The 18,134-nt window shown below is 37.7% G+C and carries 18 protein-coding genes; 13 read left to right on the forward strand and 5 right to left on the reverse strand.

From position 1 onward, the window contains the following. Positions 1–61 precede the first annotated feature (61 nt). The 4 genes from ACMUMK_RS16600 to ACMUMK_RS16615 all read left to right on the forward strand — a co-directional run bounded on the left by ACMUMK_RS16600 (position 62) and on the right by ACMUMK_RS16615 (position 4,018). Positions 62–772: a CoA transferase subunit A gene (locus ACMUMK_RS16600; RefSeq protein ID WP_414702271.1), complete on the forward strand. Its 711-nt coding sequence runs from the start codon at positions 62–64 to the stop codon at positions 770–772. Positions 773–784: 12 nt separating this feature from the next. After that, on the forward strand, positions 785–1,441 hold the full coding sequence (locus ACMUMK_RS16605) for a CoA transferase subunit B (protein ID WP_414702272.1): 657 nt from the start codon (positions 785–787) through the stop codon (positions 1,439–1,441). Positions 1,442–1,554: 113 nt separating this feature from the next. After that, a complete protein-coding gene (locus ACMUMK_RS16610) occupies positions 1,555–2,883 on the forward strand; it encodes a DEAD/DEAH box helicase (RefSeq protein WP_414702273.1) in 1,329 nt (442 codons plus the stop codon). A 103-nt stretch (positions 2,884–2,986) separates the two neighbouring features. Then, entirely contained in the window at positions 2,987–4,018 is a 1,032-nt protein-coding gene (locus ACMUMK_RS16615) for a diguanylate cyclase (RefSeq protein WP_414702274.1), read from the forward strand. 5 nt (positions 4,019–4,023) lie between these two features. Here the strand turns inward: ACMUMK_RS16615 and ACMUMK_RS16620 are convergent, their stop codons facing one another. After that, complete coding sequence (locus ACMUMK_RS16620; protein ID WP_414702275.1) at positions 4,024–4,575, reverse strand: NAD(P)H nitroreductase; 552 nt, start codon at positions 4,573–4,575, stop codon at positions 4,024–4,026. Positions 4,576–4,745: 170 nt separating this feature from the next. Between ACMUMK_RS16620 and ACMUMK_RS16625 the strand changes: the two genes are divergently transcribed. Then, positions 4,746–5,342 (forward strand): FlgO family outer membrane protein, encoded by a 597-nt coding sequence (locus tag ACMUMK_RS16625; RefSeq protein WP_414702276.1) that lies wholly within the window; start codon positions 4,746–4,748, stop codon positions 5,340–5,342. Positions 5,343–5,352: 10 nt separating this feature from the next. After that, positions 5,353–6,111 (forward strand): FlgO family outer membrane protein, encoded by a 759-nt coding sequence (locus tag ACMUMK_RS16630; RefSeq protein ID WP_414702277.1) that lies wholly within the window; start codon positions 5,353–5,355, stop codon positions 6,109–6,111. Positions 6,112–6,134: 23 nt separating this feature from the next. Here the strand turns inward: ACMUMK_RS16630 and miaE are convergent, their stop codons facing one another. Further along, positions 6,135–6,890 carry a tRNA isopentenyl-2-thiomethyl-A-37 hydroxylase MiaE gene (miaE, locus tag ACMUMK_RS16635; protein ID WP_414702278.1) on the reverse strand — a complete coding sequence of 252 codons (756 nt, stop codon included), beginning with the start codon at positions 6,888–6,890 and terminating at the stop codon, positions 6,135–6,137. Between the two features lie 300 nt (positions 6,891–7,190). Here miaE and ACMUMK_RS16640 point away from each other — a divergent pair, with 300 nt between their 5' ends. The 7 genes from ACMUMK_RS16640 (at position 7,191) to ACMUMK_RS16670 (ending at position 15,226) form a co-directional block, all read left to right on the forward strand. Further along, complete coding sequence (locus ACMUMK_RS16640) at positions 7,191–7,835, forward strand: TetR/AcrR family transcriptional regulator (RefSeq protein WP_414702279.1); 645 nt, start codon at positions 7,191–7,193, stop codon at positions 7,833–7,835. Between the two features lie 90 nt (positions 7,836–7,925). Next, entirely contained in the window at positions 7,926–8,909 is a 984-nt protein-coding gene (locus ACMUMK_RS16645) for an MDR family oxidoreductase (protein WP_414702280.1), read from the forward strand. A 267-nt stretch (positions 8,910–9,176) separates the two neighbouring features. Next, positions 9,177–10,025: an SAM-dependent methyltransferase gene (locus tag ACMUMK_RS16650; RefSeq protein ID WP_414702281.1), complete on the forward strand. Its 849-nt coding sequence runs from the start codon at positions 9,177–9,179 to the stop codon at positions 10,023–10,025. Positions 10,026–10,050: 25 nt separating this feature from the next. Then, complete coding sequence (locus ACMUMK_RS16655; RefSeq protein WP_414702282.1) at positions 10,051–10,260, forward strand: hypothetical protein; 210 nt, start codon at positions 10,051–10,053, stop codon at positions 10,258–10,260. Between the two features lie 24 nt (positions 10,261–10,284). Continuing rightward, on the forward strand, positions 10,285–13,503 hold the full coding sequence (locus tag ACMUMK_RS16660; RefSeq protein WP_414702283.1) for a response regulator: 3,219 nt from the start codon (positions 10,285–10,287) through the stop codon (positions 13,501–13,503). A gap of 194 nt (positions 13,504–13,697) precedes the next feature. Beyond that, positions 13,698–14,429 (forward strand): class I SAM-dependent methyltransferase, encoded by a 732-nt coding sequence (locus ACMUMK_RS16665; protein WP_414702284.1) that lies wholly within the window; start codon positions 13,698–13,700, stop codon positions 14,427–14,429. A gap of 197 nt (positions 14,430–14,626) precedes the next feature. Beyond that, the gene (locus ACMUMK_RS16670) at positions 14,627–15,226 is read left to right on the forward strand and encodes a Yip1 family protein (protein ID WP_414702285.1); all 600 of its coding nucleotides are present in this window, start codon (positions 14,627–14,629) and stop codon (positions 15,224–15,226) included. A gap of 83 nt (positions 15,227–15,309) precedes the next feature. Here the strand turns inward: ACMUMK_RS16670 and purF are convergent, their stop codons facing one another. From purF to ACMUMK_RS16685, 3 genes are all read right to left on the reverse strand, one after another. Next, positions 15,310–16,827, reverse strand: a complete 1,518-nt coding sequence (gene purF / locus ACMUMK_RS16675; RefSeq protein ID WP_414702286.1) for an amidophosphoribosyltransferase — start codon at positions 16,825–16,827, stop codon at positions 15,310–15,312. 13 nt (positions 16,828–16,840) lie between these two features. Then, positions 16,841–17,329: a CvpA family protein gene (locus tag ACMUMK_RS16680; protein ID WP_414702287.1), complete on the reverse strand. Its 489-nt coding sequence runs from the start codon at positions 17,327–17,329 to the stop codon at positions 16,841–16,843. 136 nt (positions 17,330–17,465) lie between these two features. Next, entirely contained in the window at positions 17,466–18,134 is a 669-nt protein-coding gene (locus ACMUMK_RS16685) for an SPOR domain-containing protein (RefSeq protein ID WP_414702288.1), read from the reverse strand.

The following is an 18,134-nucleotide window of genomic DNA, read 5'->3' on the forward strand; positions in this document are numbered from 1 at the left end:
AACTTTACTCTTAATTACCACCCCTTAGACTGTGAGAACTAAATAACTGAGGAAACGCTAGATGCCAGGTTTCAATAAAGTAGTTGATAGCTATGAAGCAGCAATGGCTGGGTTATCTGACAACATGACAATTATTGCTGGTGGTTTTGGACTATGTGGGATCCCTGAAGGTTTGATTTCCCAAATACATAAAATGGCTACAAAAAACCTTACTATTGTGTCCAACAATTGTGGCATAGACGGGTTTGGTTTGGGTTTGTTGTTACAACAAAAACAGATAAAAAAAATGATAGCGTCATATGTAGGTGAAAACGCTTTGTTTGAACAGCAACTTCTGAACAAAGAGTTAGAAGTTGAGTTAACTCCTCAAGGCACATTAGCAGAAAAAATAAGAGCCGGCGGTGCTGGGATCCCCGCTTTTTATACCGCAACAGGGTACGGAACACCTGTCGCTGATAATAAAGAAACTCGTCAATTTTCTGGTCGTAACTACATATTGGAAGAGTCCATTACTGGTGACTTTGCAATAGTAAAAGCATGGAAAGCAGACAGATATGGAAATTGTATATATCGTCATACTGCACAAAACTTTAATCCAATGGCAGCAACAGCAGGGAAAATAACAGTAGTAGAAGCCGAAGAAATTGTTGAGCCGGGAGCATTAAACCCAAGTGAAATACACACACCGGGCATTTATGTTAACCGAGTAATAGCTGGAACTTTTGAAAAACGTATTGAACACATAGTAACAACACCATCAATTAGCCATTAACAGGAGCTTGCCATGTCATTAACTAGAGAGCAAATTGCCAAAAGAGTAGCCCAAGAATTCAATGATGGTGACTATATCAATCTAGGCATAGGCATCCCCACTTTAGCCGCAAACTATGTAAATCCAAAAATTGACGTTATGTTACAGTCTGAAAATGGTTTATTGGGAATGGGCCCCTACCCCACAGAAAACCAAGTAGATGCTGATCTAATCAATGCAGGCAAAGAAACAGTGACAACAGTTACTGGAGCATCAATTTTTAGCTCTGCAGAGAGTTTTGCCATGATAAGAGGTGGTCACGTAGACTTAACCGTACTTGGTGCTTTTGAAGTGGATACATCTGGAAGTATTGCTTCATGGATGATCCCCGGAAAACTTATTAAAGGAATGGGAGGAGCGATGGATTTAGTTGCTGGCGCTCGTAAAATAATTGTCACCATGACCCATGCAGATAAAAAAGGTAATTCAAAGTTATTAAGCGCATGTACCTTACCGTTAACTGGCGTTAACTGCATTAATCGGGTAATCACAGACCTTGCCGTCTTGGAAATAAAAGACGGTGCATTTCATCTGACAGAAAGAGCACCTGGGGTCTCGGTAGAGGAAATACAATCAAAAACTTCAGGCAAGCTTGTAATAGGAAAAGATACACCAGAGATGACTTTTTAAACTCTATAAGTGATTAACAGAATTGTTAATCATTGCCTGATTATCATCCTTTGATGGTATAAACCGCTGCAACTTGTATAATTGAAAAACTTTCCGTTTTCAGAGCGTGTGTTTTGCAATTTAGTGACTTAGGTATTCATCACAATCTATTAAAAGCCCTTGATATTAAAGGGCTTACTTCTCCTACCCAAATACAGCAACAGGCCATACCATATGGTATGTTAGGCAAAGACCTTATTGCATCATCTAAAACTGGCTCAGGTAAAACCCTGGCCTTTTTGTTACCAGCTGTGCATAGAGTATTAACTAAGCAACCCCTTAGCAAAAGAGATCCTAGAGTATTGGTGTTAGCTCCTACGCGAGAGCTAGCCAAGCAAGTATTCTTACAACTCAAGTGGTTGATTGCTAAACAACCGTTAAAAGCTGCCTTAGTATTAGGTGGTGAAAACTTCAATGATCAAGTGAAAGCACTTAAACATAACCCACAGTTTGTCGTCGGCACAGCGGGACGCATAGCTGACCACCTGACTGGTAAGTCTTTATTTCTAAATGGTTTAGAGCTATTAATTCTAGATGAAGCTGACCGGATGTTAGATTTAGGTTTTGCTCCGCAGCTTAAGCAAATCAATCAAATGGCTGACCACAGAAAACGCCAGTCAATGATGTTTTCGGCTACATTAGACACAGCAGCAATGCATGAGCTTACCCATACTCTACTTAAAGCTCCGCAGCGCATCAGTGTTGGTTCATCTAGTGAAGAACATAAAGATATCCAGCAAGCATTTTATTTGGCTGATAACGTAACCCATAAAGAGTCGTTATTACTCAATGTCATCAATCAGGAAGAACATAGGCAAATCATAATATTTACGGCCACACGAGCCGATACCGAACGTTTATCTGTGATGCTAAATGAAAAACACTTCCATGCTATTGCACTAAGCGGTGACTTAACGCAGGGGCAACGTAACAATATCATGAGTGAATTTGGCCGAGGTCAACAGCATATTTTGGTAACCACGGATATAGCCTCTCGTGGTTTAGATTTATTAAATGTGTCATTGGTAATTAATTTTGACCTACCAAAATTAGCAGATGAGTATGTCCATAGAGTGGGTAGAACTGGCAGAGCTGGTAATAAAGGGCAAGCTGTTTCTTTTGTTGGACCTAAAGATTGGTTTAGCTTTGTCGCCATTAAAAGCTTTTTAAAACAAAACATTGATTTAGCAATGATAGAAGGCTTAGAAGCCAAGTTTAAAGGTTTGAAAACGCCTAAAAAGACCAAGACAAAACCTAACAAAAGTGAAACTAAAAACGTCTCGCAAGCCGAAAAAAGCCAGTCAAACACCAGTCGAGTAAATACAATGCAAGGAAAAGAGGTGGGAGATTTACCAATGAAGAGAAAGCCACGGCGCTCTCCTACAGAAACCAATGACGATTAAATTTGGCAATTTTTTTACCTTAAAAAGCATTTAAATAGTGTTACCCTTTGTACAAGGACGTATGAAAGAAGTCGCATAGTTTACTTTTTGGAGACGAACACATATGAATTTTTCTGAAAATTCAGAGCAAGCTGCAGAATATTTACGTCAAGCAGTTACCACTATGGTTAAATACAATATAGTGCCAAATCCTTTAAACTATACCTTATGGTACAGCTACTACTCTAAAACATTTCCTTTACTCAACAAAGAGTTAGATAAAACCATAAAGCTGTATGGAACCTGTCCCCCCTCTTCTAGCCAAGCGTTATTTAAAGAGCACATTGAAAAACTAGATGGTGAAAATAAAGAACAATTCGCTGCATTTCAAAAAGCACTTTCAAATGTTATGGGTAAGCTTTCGGATTCTTTAGATCACACGAGTCAACAAACAAGCTCTTATTCAAAAGCGTTAAAAGGAAATTTAGTCGAGTTAGATGAACAAGGGATGTCTGACACTGCAGGTCCGCTTTTAACTAAACTAAGCAATAATGCCAATGCAATTTGCGATGTAAATGAAGAGTTTCAGGGGCAACTAAAAGCAGCACAATCTGAGATTAACTCCCTAAAGCAACAACTTGAAAGTAGCAGAAAAGAAGCAAACACAGACCCGCTAACTGGCTTGTATAATAGAAGAATGCTAGAAGCCATTTACAATCAATTTGTAAATGAAAATACAGACAATGAATTATCCTTAGTTATTATGGATATCGATAAATTTAAACTGTTTAACGATACCCATGGTCATTTATTGGGCGACCAAATACTCAAGTTTGTTGGTCAGTTACTTCAAAAAGAATGTAAAGACGTCATAACCCCAATTAGATTTGGTGGTGAAGAATTTGCTTTACTATGCCCTAACTATGACATTAAACAAACACAGAAATTTGCAGAAGCACTAAGAATAAAACTTTCATCGGTGCCATTTCACAACAAGCGGACAGGAGAAACAATTCCTCCTGTAACTGCATCATTTGGTGTGGCAAGAAAACAAAAGCAAGACTTGCTAGTTCAGGTTATAGAAAGAGCCGACAAAGCACTTTATGCGGCAAAAAATTCTGGAAGGAACCAAGTGAAAGTGTCAGCCGATATTTAGCCTAACTAACTCCAGGTTTCAAAATACTCAGAGCTAGATTTAGTTGGCTTAGGCATAGGTTCAGTTACAGATGTCCCTAAATACAAAAAGCCAACTATTTCATCTTTATCATGCAAACCTAAAGCTTGTTTTACATTAGGGTCTTGGGCATAACTTCCCGTTCTCCAAATACCTTGGTAGCCCTGCTCTATAGCGGCTAGATGCATGGCATGTACCGCACACGAAGCCGATGCAACCTGCTCAACCCATGGTACTTTAGCATGCTCTGTATATTTAGCTATGGCAACAATAACCATAGGTGCACGCAAAGGTAATTCAATAGCACGGGCTATGTCGGCATCTGACTTATTGGATTTTATCGCTGCATCTTTGTAAATTTCACCTAAACGATTTAAGCCCTGCTCTTGACACACAATAAACTTCCAAGGAGTTAAGGATGCATGATCTGGGGCTCTTAGAGCAGCTTGCTTTATATTTTCTAGTGCAATCCCTTCTGGGGCTGGAGCCTGTAATCGTGGCTGTGAGCGTCTATTCAACAATAAATCTAGTGCTTTCATAGTAATCCGTAATTATTCTAATTTGGTGCCTTATTCTAATATCTCAGCAATGCTAGTGATACCAATTCAATAATTTATTTTTCTGGTCTAATGCTTTTAGGAGCTCTTATTTTATGGCGCATTTATTGCTGATAATCCATTTATAGTGTTAGGCAGAATATGTGAATCAAATGCAATATATATATTTAATAGCAGGTATAGGTGCACTGCTCTTTGGATGCAGCTCAGTTAATGATGATGAGACCCAAGGCTCAAAACAGAAAATAAGTCAGGTATATCAATCTAATACCCTGCATGGTCATGTCGAAAAGCTTGTTAGGCAATTACTCAGCACCTCCCAATCATTTGATCCATCATCTAATATTGCTGTAGGCACGATTTTACCTACAACACATCAAAGCGGCCAACAATTGCCTAGCCACACTAGCTTAGGGTTACAGATACAGGAAAGTGTCACTACCTTTGTTACACAGGCCGGACTCACAGTTGTCGAATATAAAACAATGCCATCAATTAAAATTAAAGAGCAAGCCGATGAAATGCTCAGTAGAAACATCGAAGAGCTATCTAGCAGCATAGCTGCAGATTATTTTCTAACAGGTACATATACTCTTCAAGAAACGAGTACTTTAATAAATATTCGACTAATAAAAATACCTGAAAACACTATTCTAGCAGCAGCCACTGACTATGTACCCAACGACGCAATGTGGAGCTCAACTAAAGTAACATTGAAGAATAACCAAATTTATCGCAACGGATATTAGGAAACACTTTATGAGATTTACTATCATAGTTTTATTTACTAGTTTGATTTTAAGCGGTTGCTCAGTCTTTAATAATGGCCAAGATGACAATAAAAATAAATATGCTGAAGACATGGAAAAAAATGGACCAAGTACGGTACCACTTCAATCTAGCATAGCGTTTCAAGAGCACTTCAAAGATAAGCTCACAAGTGATCAAGCCCCAATAGAGGGTGAGGTAAACTCAAACCACGTACAAACACATACTACTAATGCCTCGTTACACAATATAAATAACTACATTAAAGCCTTAACAAAAGAGTTAATGTCAAACCTTGAAAATGTTAGCTCAACAACCCCTGTAGCCATTGTTAGTTTTGTGATGTTAGACAGTGATTATAACCAATCAAATGTTCTTGGAAATCAAATAGCAGAGAGTCTTATCCATGAAATCCATACTCATGGTATTCCCGTCATAGACTTTAAAACCACAGGTTATGTCAGAGTAACAGAACAAGGGGATTTTGCTTTTAGTAAAGATTACGAAGACTTTGGCACCAAGCTACCGGCAGACTATGTGGTTGGAGGAACACTAGCCAAGCATAAAGAGGGATATTTGGTTAACGCCAGAATAGTCAATTTCGAATCAAAATCCGTTGTGGCTACCGCACAGAACTTTATACCTAATGATGTTGCCAACGCCCTAGAAGCTGATATGTACAAAGATGAAACAAAGTTAGAGATTTCAAATATACCAAAAAGTAACATGGTGCCCTTAACCAGTAACTAAATAGTTAGACTCTACAGGGCCAGCTAAGAAAGTGGCCCACTGTGAAAACGAAATAAGTGATCACTTGATTCGATAAGTAATCTTTCTTGCTCGCCAATGTAGGTCACTATCTCTGTAATATCTGTGTTTGAAATAGTCTGTGCTAGAGACAAATAATCTTCAAAATGCCTTGCCTCAGAGCGAAGTAAAGAAATATAAAATTTACTTAATTCGTCATCTAAATAAGGAGCTAATTTAGCGAAACGTTCACAAGAGCGAGCTTCTATATAAGCACCGCAAATTAAAGTGTCGGTTAACTTAACAGGATCATGAGTACGGACATGCTTCATTAATCCCCGAGCATAGCGAGCTGCAGTAAGGTTTTCATATTCCACTCCCCTACTTTGCATAATATCTAATACCTGTTGAAAATGATGTAACTCTTCTTTTATCAGCAAAACCATTTTACTAATCAACTCATCGCCATGCTCAAAGTTAGATTTGCTAATCAACTTTTTAGATAAATTAACATGCTGACTAAAATCACCTGTGCCTATTTTACGGTAAACAAAGTCCTCAAAGGGTTTAAGCCAAGCCAATAATGCCTCACCACTTTCTTTATCAACTGCGTACCGTCTCAACAATAACATGGCCGTTTGCGCTGCCTTTAATTCGCAGTTGGCATGATCAACTAATAAAACCGGCAGATTTTCTGGTTTTATAGCTTCATCAATCCATGCTTGGGGCGTTTCACATTGTAAAAAAGTATTTATTGGTGCTAATAACTCAAGGGTACTCAATTAAACTCTCACTTAAAAATCAGCAGTCTGGAAGGTTGCGTTTAAATTATGCCTATGTTGATGCAACACATAGGCACGCTAATTTTGCGTGGTCACAATTATGCGTATTTCTGTAAAGCAAACAAGTCTAATTGCTTGGCTTTAATAATTAACATCATCACTCTATCCCTGCGATTTCTGCCAGTATACCGCCCAGTATCTTACATTTTGATAGCTGCTTTAAAGCCTAATTAAAAAGAGACGTACAATTTAACTTAGTGCAATTGCAATTAATTAGACGATCGGTCTATAATTAATTTAATGAAAGAAATAATACATCAACAAAACAAGCCTCGCAGAGGTCGTCCGCCAAAGTCATACCGAGAAGGTACAGACACTCGAGCGCTTTTAATTCGCAGCGGTGTAGAGGTTCTAACTGAAAGCGGCTTTGCTACAGCAGGGATTGACGGAATACTTAAAAAAGTAGGAGTGCCAAAAGGCTCTTTTTATCATTACTTTAAAAGTAAAGAAGATTTCGGTCATGCAGTAATTGAAAACTATGCGAATTATTTTGCTGCCAAGCTCGACAAATACTTATTGGACGACTCGGTTCACCCCGTGCAACGTATTATTAATTTCAGCAATGATGCTAAACAAGGCATAGTTAAATTTGAATTTAAACGTGGTTGTTTAGTGGGTAATTTAGGGCAAGAAATCGCTATTTTACCCGAAAGCTACCGGCAAATACTGCAAGATATTTTTAAAGATTGGCAAGCAAAATTAGCAAGCTGCTTAGTCGTTGCCAAACAAAATTCAGAAATAAAAGCAGATGCCAATTGTGCCTTGCTAGCTGAATACTTTTGGATTGGTTGGGAAGGTGCGGTAATGCGAGCAAGACTTCTAGAATCAGTACAACCATTAGATTTATATATAGATACTTTTATCAGCAGTATTCTGATTAACTAAAATATTACCATTTAGGTAACCATGTTGATTTGGAACAGCTGCTTATTTTTAAACTTTAATAGACGATCGGTCTAAATTTTGGAGTGAGTTATGTTTAAAGGCATTTTAATTGAGAAAAACAATGAGCTATACACAGCGTCAGTTCGCTCAATAGATGATTCACAACTACCAAAAGGAGATGTCACTATCGATGTTAGTTATAGCACCCTTAATTATAAAGATGGTTTAGCCATCACTGGAAAAGCGCCTATAGTGAAAAGCTTCCCTATGGTCCCGGGAATAGACTTAGTGGGAACTGTCACTAAAAGTGACAATAGTAGATTTGTAGCAGGTGATAAGGTCTTACTAAACGGCTTTGGTGTAGGTGAAACCCATTGGGGGGGGCTTGCACAAAAAGCACGTGTAAACAGTGACTGGTTAATAAAGCTTCCATCTAAACTAACACCAAAGCAAGCAATGGCAATTGGAACCGCAGGTTATACCGCTATCCTGTCTGTTATTGCCCTTGAACGTCACGGAATTACCCCAGACAGAGGAGATATACTCGTAACAGCAGCCAATGGGGGCGTTGGCAGTTTTGCTGTTACTTTATTATCTAAACTAGGATACCGAGTTATTGCATCAACCGGCAGACCAGAAGAAAAGGACTATTTGTATGGATTAGGTGCAGCAGAAATTATTGACCGAAATACCCTAAACACTCAAGGGCGCCCATTGGCAAAAGAGCGTTGGATTGCTGCCATAGACTCAGTGGGCAGCCATACCTTAGCCAATATTTGTGCCAGTCTCAAATACGGCGGCATTGCCACTGCCTGTGGTTTAGCACAAGGAATGGATTTTCCTGCAAGTGTTGCCCCTTTTATCTTACGTGGCATTAGCCTAGTAGGTATAGATAGTGTTTATAGGTCGCTAGCAGACCGAGAGGAAGCTTGGAATAGATTAGCCAATATATTAACCGATACTGACTTAGACTCTATAGGGACAGAAATAGGCTTAAATCAGGTGCTAAAGACAGCAGACTTGTTAATGACTGGTAAAGTACAAGGCCGTGTCATAGTTAACCTTCAAAATTAGTAATAATTAAACAGGCTTTGAGGTAAATAGGGTTACATGACTACTTTGAAGCTTGTTAATCCCCCCCAATTAAAACTAGCAATGTAGCTATTAAACTCTCTTATATAAGTTATTAAATGCATGTTTACCCATTTATTAGCTTTATTTTAATGGGTTATTAAAACCCTTAATTGTGTCTTATTGTTTTAGCTTAACTTCTTGCAATCTATCTAGTTTATTGATTATATGGTTTATAAATTGCCCCTCAGAATTCAAAGTAAAAAGCATATGCCTGATTCCCACCCAAGCCAAGGTTCATTAACTATTGTAGGTACGGGTATTAGTGTTTCTGGTCAAATGACACTAATTACAGAAAGCACACTCAAAAATGCAGACATTGTTTTAGCAGTAGTAACCCAATCAGCGCTAGTTAATTTAAAAAGTATTAATAGCAATACTGTTTCATTAAGGGATCTTTATGATCCTAATTTGTCTAGATTATTAACATATAGAAAAATGCAGCAACGCATAGTCACTGAAGTTGAGGCTGGTAAAAAAGTAGTCGCAGCATTTTATGGACACCCTGGCGTCTTTGTTACGCCCTCCCATGATGCTATCGAAGAGCTTACCCAAAAAGGCTACAAGGTAAAAATGCTACCTGGGGTTTCAGCAGAAGACTGTTTAATAGCCGACTTAAGCTTAGATCCTGCTCGTTACGGTTGTCAGTCTTACGAAGCTACCCAATTTTTGTTTCGTCGTTATTCAATTGACCCCCATATGCTTCAAATTATTTGGCAAATCGGAAGTATTGCCGATTTTAATCATACTAAAAATAAAACGGACCACCCGGGTCTATTGATTCTAATGAATGAGCTACTTAAGTTTTACTCCAGTGATCATGAAGTCATAATTTATGAAGCGGCGACCATACCCTTATTGGAACCAAAAATAGAAAAAATTCCCCTAAATAAACTAAAGGATATAATCCCTAAAGCAATTAGTACTTTAGTGATACCCGCCATTGGATTACCAGATTATAATATCGAAAACATGGCTAAGTTTGGTCTAAATCCAGATAGTTTTAAGCAAATATTACTCGCAGACAATAGCTCTACAGAAAAGAGCCTTCCATTATGAAATATATTAATCACAGGAGCACAATATGACAGATCCTTTAATTGCGTTTTTAATTGAGTTAGACAAAAACGAAGCCTTAAAACAAGAGTATATAGCGAACCCTAAAGCAGTTGCAGAAGCCCATGGCTTGCCAGCAGAAGACGTTGATATATGCGTAAATAATGATCTGGAATCAATGAAATTAAGAGCTGAAGCAGAAGGAGCAGAGACTATAAACATTACTCACGCTAATTAATACTGTATTTAGTCCCCACTACTTATGAGTAAACTTAGACTTTTACTAATTTCATTATTATTAACATCAAAGTTAAGCTGCACGGCAGCCTATGCAAATGACGAAAAAATTAGTGTTTTGTTAGACAAAGTAGAAGCTAATCTAATAATCAACACTAAGCTGTCTGAAAAATTATTAATTCAGGCTTTTGAATTAACCGAAGAGTCTGGGGAGTTCGAGCATAGTTCCCGCTTAATGAACTTGCAGGCCCATATTAGTATTTTAAAACACGATCTAAATGAAGCATATGCTAAAGCTAAAGAAGCGGAGCAAGCTGCCCTTAAAGCTAATAATAAATTACAACTTGCTGAAGCCATTCGCAAACAAGGAATAGTCAATTTTTTATTAGACTTTAATGCCGATGCCATAGAGTTGTTAACTAAAAGTCTAGCTATACACGAAGAGTTAAATAGTAAGTATGTGCTCAATAATTTACAGGCTATTGGTAATGTTTATAAAGGAAGGGATGCTTGGGCTAAAAGCTTAGTTAGTTTAGGTGAAGAGCTAGTTGAAAAGGCTGCAGTTTTAGGAAACCTTTATTATGAAGAGGAAGGGTATAGCTTCATTATTTCCGGATTAATCAACCAAGGTAATTATGAACAAGCCAATTTACAAGTCTCCCAAGTGCTCAGTCGAGCGGTCAATCCAGACAAAGATAGCTTCACAATTTATTACTACGCAGCCCTGGCTGAGTTTAAGTTAAAAAATTATACAGAAGCCTTGTCATATTTAGACAGAAAATTGGAGTCGGGCAAGAACGCTTTATATCCTCTTCGCGAATTATCCCATAAATTATTAAAAGCAGAGATTCTGCTTGAAGATAATCAATACAACAACGCTCTCCCGTTACTTGAACAAGCTTTGCTCCAAGCAAATGAGTTACAGTTTAGTGAATACCAAGAAAAAGCATTAAAGCAACTATCTGTTTACTACGAAAAGACAGATAACTTCCCCCTAGCGCTAAGCTATTTTAGACAATACGAAGCCCTAAAAGAAACAGGTTACAATACCAAACAGGCAGAAAGACTAGCATTTAGCAGAGCTCGTCTGGAGTTGTCTCAAAAAAATCAAAAAATCACAGAGCTTGAATTATCGCAACAGCTAAATCAGCAACAAAATACTTACCAGCTTTATTTCATATTATTAAGCTGCTCTATCATCACCTTACTGCTCTTTATGTATTGGCGATCCAGCCATCAAAAACGAATATTAAGACAGTATTCCAAAGAGTTAAAGCAAGCATCTGAAGCTAAATCTGACTTTTTAGCACGCATGAGCCACGAAATTCGAACCCCTATAAATGCCATCATAGGCTTAACTAAACTTAACCAAAAATCATCGTTAAATGATAGTCAAAAGGAAGTCAATCTAGAGCAAATAGAGGAGTCATCGATAACGTTACTTGGCGTTATAAACGACATTTTAGACTTTTCTAAAATTGAAGCTGGGCACCTGCAGATTGAAGAAGCAGAGTTTGAATTAGACAAAGTAGTCAATCAATCAATGCGATTACTTACCCTAAAGGCTCAAAAGAAAGACCTGGAGCTTATAGAATATATCGCCAGAGATGTGCCCTTATTATTGGTAGGCGATGCTCTGCGTATACAACAAGTGTTAAACAACTTACTTTGTAATGCTGTTAAATTTACTCGAAATGGCGTGGTATCTGTTTCAGTAAACAAAAAATACTCTGAATCAGGTGTACTTATTGAGTTTGCAGTAAAAGACACTGGTATTGGAATTCAGCAAAGTCATTTAGAAACATTATTTGATCCATTCACTCAAGCCGATGAATCAACCACTCGGCGTTTTGGTGGTACTGGTCTGGGTTTATCTATTTGTAAGCAGTTAGTAGAACTAATGGGTGGAAAAATTTGGGCTGAGAGCTTAATAGGCCAAGGTTCAACATTTTACTTTACTGTAAAAACTACTGAAGCAAGCGTTAGTGATAGAGATGATAGTCTATCAAAAGAACAAGTTAACGCTTTAAAAGTTCTGCTAGTAGACGATGTAGAACTCTCTAGAGAAGCAGCATCTAATGCCCTATTCAGATTAAATATAACACCTGAAATAGCTGAAAACGGTACCCAAGCGATAAGTAAAGTACGTCAATCAATTGAGAGCGACTCTCCATACCAACTAATAATATTAGACTGGAAAATGCCAGATATTGACGGCATTGAAGTCGCATCAATCATAACCCAGTCATTTCCCTTGTGCCCACCCATCATAATGCTTTCAGCCTATGATATGGATACTTTGCAAGAACTAGGTAAACCGCTTGGTATAGATGTTTTTCTACAAAAGCCTATTGATAATAACAGCTTATTAAACGCTATTTTAAAAGCTACAAATCTAACTAAAGATAAAACCTCAAAAATTGTGGCACCCAAAAGTGACGGCAATGCCCCTAAAGCACCAAATTTATCGCAAATAAAAATATTATTGGTTGAAGATAACGAGCTTAATCGTAAAGTAGCAAAAGGCTTTCTAGCAGATACAAATGCGGATATTGAAGTGGCTGAAAATGGGCAAATAGCCCTACAAATGCTAACTGAAGCGCCAACACGATATGAATTAATCCTAATGGATATTCAAATGCCTGTCATGGATGGTTTAACTGTGACCCGTAAAATTAGAAACGAATTATTGTTAACTACGCCCATTATTGCCATGACAGCTCATGCGATGACAGGTGATATTAATAAAAGCTTAGCGGCCGGAATGAACGCTCATATAACTAAACCCATTGATCCAGACTATCTATATAAAGTTTTAAATGAAGTATTATTAACTCCAAATGGGCATAATAAATTAAATGCCATTGAGAATATTGCTTTGCCTTCTGAAAAGGCTCAGTTAACACAAATAGATTATGTGAAAGCTATGCAAAATCTCAGATTAGACGAGCATTCCTACTGGGAATTAGTAAATGATTTCATAAAGTTAGAGGGTAACATTCAACATCTAGCAACAGCCATAAAAGAAAATAACACTCACCACATAAGTAAAATCATACATTTGTATAGCCCATCTTTGTCATATATTGGCGCTAATGAACTTGCTGATTTAGCGAGCCAGATTTTAACTTCATTGAATCAAACAAATGCATCACTAAACGATAATACAATGGCTCTGATCACCGAATTTCAGTTAGGTGTCATTGAAATTACAAATATTTTAAAGGTAAAAGTACAAGAATAACGCAACTACAAAATAGCTAAAAACGCTACTTTGGGACCTTTGTAATAACGTTTTATTTTGCCACTGTATCAAGAATAAATTAATCTCTTACTTATCTTTAGGCTCTATAGTTTTGTAGAATGTAGCGACTTTTTATCTAGCTCAATACAAAATCATACTAGATTCACACTACACTCTTTTTAAAAGGTAAAATTTTGGCAAAAGTAGACATTAAACAGGCTTGGGTTAAAGAAACTAAATTTGGAGATTGGTTTCTTAATACCGATACTTGGTTAGTACATGTATTACAAAGAGCACTAAACGACTTACAAACACTTATCCCTAAAGACAAACCCAATAAATTTAATACTATTTTAGATATAGGCACTGGGTTTGGTCACTCCCTTATCGAATTAGACACGCGTTTTTCACCTTCAACTATTATAAGTTTAGACGTTGATCCAGAGCTTATAGTTAAAGCCTCAAACAATGCTAAACAGTGCCAAGCTAACATTGAGTTTCTAGTTAACAATGCAGCAAACATTAGTCTAGAAGACAGTTCAGTTGACATGGTATTTTGCCACCAGACTTTTCATCATATAGTTGATCAAGAATCAGCCATCAAAGAAATCCATCGCGTGTTAAAGCCTGATGGTTGCCTTTTGTTTGCTGAGTCATGCCGTCGTTATATTCATTCATTTATAATTAGACTCTTGTTTAGACACCCCATGCATGTTCAAAAAACCGATCTAGAGTATCTAGAGCTTCTGAGCAAAGCCGGTTTTTCAATTGATGAACAACAAGTGTCTCGGCCATTTTTATGGTGGTCTCGAGCTGATTTGGGATTATGGGAAACTTTAACAGGGAAGACTGAAGATCCTCATACTCGGGAAGAAACACTTATAAACGCGGTGTTATATAAATCTGATAACGACTTAGTTATCTAATGTCACTCCCCCCAAATTAACTTAGGGGGCAAATATAAAACGCTCAACATGAGCTGAAATACCATTATTACAAAAGATACGAACAAAATAATAAAAAAGGTTGACGGTTAAAGTTTAGTCAAACACAATAAATGTTAATTAAATGTATATTTATTGTTTAATTAAATCATGTTCGATAACTTAAAAGAGGTAATGGTATGATTTTGAATCATCTATGGGGCTTATATGCCCACCCTAATGAAGAATGGCATTCAATTGATGATCGCCACGAGAGTTATTTTTACAGCTTAAGTCACATTGCAATTATTTCACTTATACCTGCCATAATGAGCTACTACTCCTCTGCTCATTTAGGGTGGAGTATTGGTGTTGGCGATATTATTACGCTCACACAAAAAAGCGCTATGCTAATGAGCATTGGTATGTACTTTGGATTAATGATTGGGGTAATAGCATTAGCTATATTAATTCATGAATTAGCCAAAACATTTGATGCAGACCCATCCTATACTCAATCTCTTGAACTTGCGGCCTATACTGCAACACCATTATTTATGGTTGGTTTCGCAGCATTCTATCCAGTACTTTGGTTTGTAATGGTGATTGGACTATGTGGATTAGCCTACTCAATTTACCTACTTTACACAGGTACCCCCATATTAATGCACATCCCAGAAGAAAAAGGCTTTATCTACGCAAGCTCTGTGGTCACCTGTGGCTTAGTTTTATTAGCCATTTTAATGGCTAGCTCTGTTATTTTATGGAGTCTAGGCATGGGCCCAGTATACTCTGGGTAGATTTAAGGGTTAATTATTATCAAAAACTAAAAAGCCACTTAAAAAGTGGCTTTTTTTACATTAGAACTCAGAGACAAATTTAACTAATTTTGACTCATATTATGCATTTCTAAATTACTTAATTCGGTTTGAATGCCTTTATTCTTAGCGCCTTCATTTCGCATATCATCAATACGCTGTAAATAATGATGATCAACATCACCAGTAATATAGTTACCATCAAAAACAGAGGTCTCAAAACGTTTAATATTAGGATTCAATTCACTAACAGCTTCAACCAAATCTTGAATATCTTGGAAAATTAGACCGTCGGCTCTAATTAACTCACTGATTTGATCTATCTCACGGCCATAAGAAATCAACTCGTTTACAGATGGCATATCTATACCATACACATTTGGAAAACGAATTTCTGGTGCCGCAGAAGCAAAGTATACTTTCTTAGCGCCAGACTCTCTTGCCATTTCTATAATTTGCTCAGATGTAGTGCCGCGTACGATTGAATCATCCACTAATAAAACGCTTTTACCTTTAAACTCCGAGGAAATAGCGTTTAACTTGCGGCGAACAGACTTACGACGCATTGTTTGTCCAGGCATAATAAAGGTACGACCAATATAGCGATTTTTAACAAAGCCTTGTCTGTAGGGTTTGTCTAACTCAATGGCTATCTGTAAAGCGACGTCGGTTGAAGTCTCAGGAATAGGAATAACAACATCTATGTCTTTGTCGCCCCACTCTCTGGCTATCTTTTGACCTAACTTACGTCCCATATTAACCCGAGATGCGTAAACTGAGATCCCATCAATAAAAGAGTCAGGTCGAGCAAAATATACAAACTCAAAAATGCATGGCGCATTAATTGGATTATGGGCACATTGCTGGGTATGCAACTCACCTGCCTCTGTTATATAAATGGCTTCGCCTGGTTCAACATCACGTATAAACGTAAAGCCAACTGCATCAAGCGCCACACTTTCAGACGCCACCATGTACTCATCGCCAAACTCGGTTTTACGCTTCCCTAGCGCTAGAGGGCGAATACCAAATGGGTCTCTAAAAGCCAACATACCATTGCCTATAATCGCGGCAACGACAGCATAAGCTCCTCTTATTTTTTTATGCACTGTAGATACAGCAGAAAACACCTCGTCAGGGGTTAAATGTAATCCAGCACAGTTTTGTAGCTCATGGGCAATTATATTTAATAAAAGTTCAGAGTCAGACGTCGTATTAATGTGCCGTCTAGCAATTCTCGATACTTCATCTTTAAGTTCATGGGCATTTGTTAGATTGCCATTATGCGCAAAGGCAATACCAAAAGGAGAGTTGACATAGAAAGGTTGCGCCTCAGCTGAACTAGAAGTCCCAGCTGTGGGGTAACGAGCATGCCCTATTCCAAACTGGCCTGTTAACCTTTTCATATGACGAGTATGAAATACGTCTCTAACTAGGCCGTTATCCTTACGTAAATGGAATACTCCATTATCGACAGTCACAATTCCCGCTGCATCTTGCCCTCTATGTTGAAGAACAGTTAATCCATCATACAAGGCCTGATTTACAGGGCTTTTACCCACGATCCCGACAATACCACACATGCGATTTACCTTTTTATATGGGCTTTATAAAACTCGAGTTGTTTTGTAAATACTCAAAAAACCACTCAATAATTAAACTAAATTCTGGAATAAGTAATGATGTTACCCACCAATCTGAATCGGACAGCGGAGTAAACGTATCTAAGAAAAACAAAAGGGCACTGACAATCAATACTCCCCTGAGCGCACCAAACACTAAACCAAGTGCCCTGTCAGTTCCACCTAAGCCAGTAAACTGAACAAGTTGGGAAATCAGGTAGTTAACTAAGCCCCCTACTATTAAAGTAGAAACAAATAGGATGGCAATCGCAATACCATTGCGGATCATGTCATCTTCAAATCGCGTCAAATATGTCGCGAGATCAGCATAAAATTTACTAGCGATAAAAAATGCGCTAAACCAGATGGCGAGGGAGATTGCTTCTTTTACAAAGCCTCTGATTAAGCTAATAACAGCGGAGAGTATTATCACACCAATAATGGTGTAGTCTATCCAATTCATAAGATTCTTTATAATTGCTATGTAGGCATGAGATACAGACTATTTAGTCTAGTGTTTAGCGCGTATCTCAAAGAATTAAAATCGGGCGCATTCTATCAAAAGGCTAAATGAAAATCCTATTAATTTTACGGTTAGATTACTGTACGGTAAAAGGGGTTACTCGTCCTTGTAATTTAGTAAGCTCTTTTAAGTGAGACAAAGCCTCTTCTAAATTACTTTTTCGTAAATCAGGACCAACAAAGACCTTAGTCAATACACCAGAGTTTGTCTTTACAGGCCGACTAAATGCTCTGTAACCAGCCTCTTCTAGGATATTTAATAATTCAGTAACATTTTTCTTATGGCGAAAACTTCCTAATTGAACCACCCAACCTGCACTAACCTCAGTACTTTTATCAGGCTCTTCAATTACCGTGTCTTTTTCTAAGCTACTTTTCTGAGCGGTTTTTAATACCTCAACCTCAGATGACTTAACATTCTCAGCTATAACCTCTTTCTCTTGGGTTTCACTCAAAGAGGCACTTTCATTTAAGTTAGCTACTTGATCTTGGTTGCCTCTATCATCCGCGTCATCAAGTGCTTTCTCTGACACAACTTCAATTTTCCGAGTTGCAACCTCTTTAATTTTATCCGTATCAGTATTACCTGGATGCTCTACTTCATAAGCTAATGGCTTAGAGGGTAAATCAATAAATGTATTTTCTGTTGCTTGCTTCTTACCATCTAGTAAATCTGGTAAAAATATTACAGCTATAGCCACCACTATTATGGTGCCTACCAAACGATTTTGTAATGCCGATGTCAA

Source organism: Paraglaciecola sp. 2405UD69-4, assembly GCF_047525415.1.
In the GTDB taxonomy this organism is placed as follows: Bacteria; Pseudomonadota; Gammaproteobacteria; order Enterobacterales; family Alteromonadaceae; genus Paraglaciecola.

Coding starts and splice junctions, on each gene's coding strand:
- ACMUMK_RS16600 (WP_414702271.1), top strand. CDS start 62: ATGCCAGGTTTCAATAAAGTAGTTGATAGCTATGAAGCAGCAATGGCT.
- ACMUMK_RS16605 (WP_414702272.1), top strand. CDS start 785: ATGTCATTAACTAGAGAGCAAATTGCCAAAAGAGTAGCCCAAGAATTC.
- ACMUMK_RS16615 (WP_414702274.1), top strand. CDS start 2,987: ATGAATTTTTCTGAAAATTCAGAGCAAGCTGCAGAATATTTACGTCAA.
- ACMUMK_RS16620 (WP_414702275.1), bottom strand. CDS start 4,575: ATGAAAGCACTAGATTTATTGTTGAATAGACGCTCACAGCCACGATTA.
- ACMUMK_RS16625 (WP_414702276.1), top strand. CDS start 4,746: ATGCAATATATATATTTAATAGCAGGTATAGGTGCACTGCTCTTTGGA.
- ACMUMK_RS16630 (WP_414702277.1), top strand. CDS start 5,353: ATGAGATTTACTATCATAGTTTTATTTACTAGTTTGATTTTAAGCGGT.
- ACMUMK_RS16640 (WP_414702279.1), top strand. CDS start 7,191: ATGAAAGAAATAATACATCAACAAAACAAGCCTCGCAGAGGTCGTCCG.
- ACMUMK_RS16645 (WP_414702280.1), top strand. CDS start 7,926: ATGTTTAAAGGCATTTTAATTGAGAAAAACAATGAGCTATACACAGCG.
- ACMUMK_RS16650 (WP_414702281.1), top strand. CDS start 9,177: ATGCCTGATTCCCACCCAAGCCAAGGTTCATTAACTATTGTAGGTACG.
- ACMUMK_RS16655 (WP_414702282.1), top strand. CDS start 10,051: ATGACAGATCCTTTAATTGCGTTTTTAATTGAGTTAGACAAAAACGAA.
- ACMUMK_RS16660 (WP_414702283.1), top strand. CDS start 10,285: ATGAGTAAACTTAGACTTTTACTAATTTCATTATTATTAACATCAAAG.
- ACMUMK_RS16670 (WP_414702285.1), top strand. CDS start 14,627: ATGATTTTGAATCATCTATGGGGCTTATATGCCCACCCTAATGAAGAA.
- purF (WP_414702286.1), bottom strand. CDS start 16,827: ATGTGTGGTATTGTCGGGATCGTGGGTAAAAGCCCTGTAAATCAGGCC.
- ACMUMK_RS16680 (WP_414702287.1), bottom strand. CDS start 17,329: ATGAATTGGATAGACTACACCATTATTGGTGTGATAATACTCTCCGCT.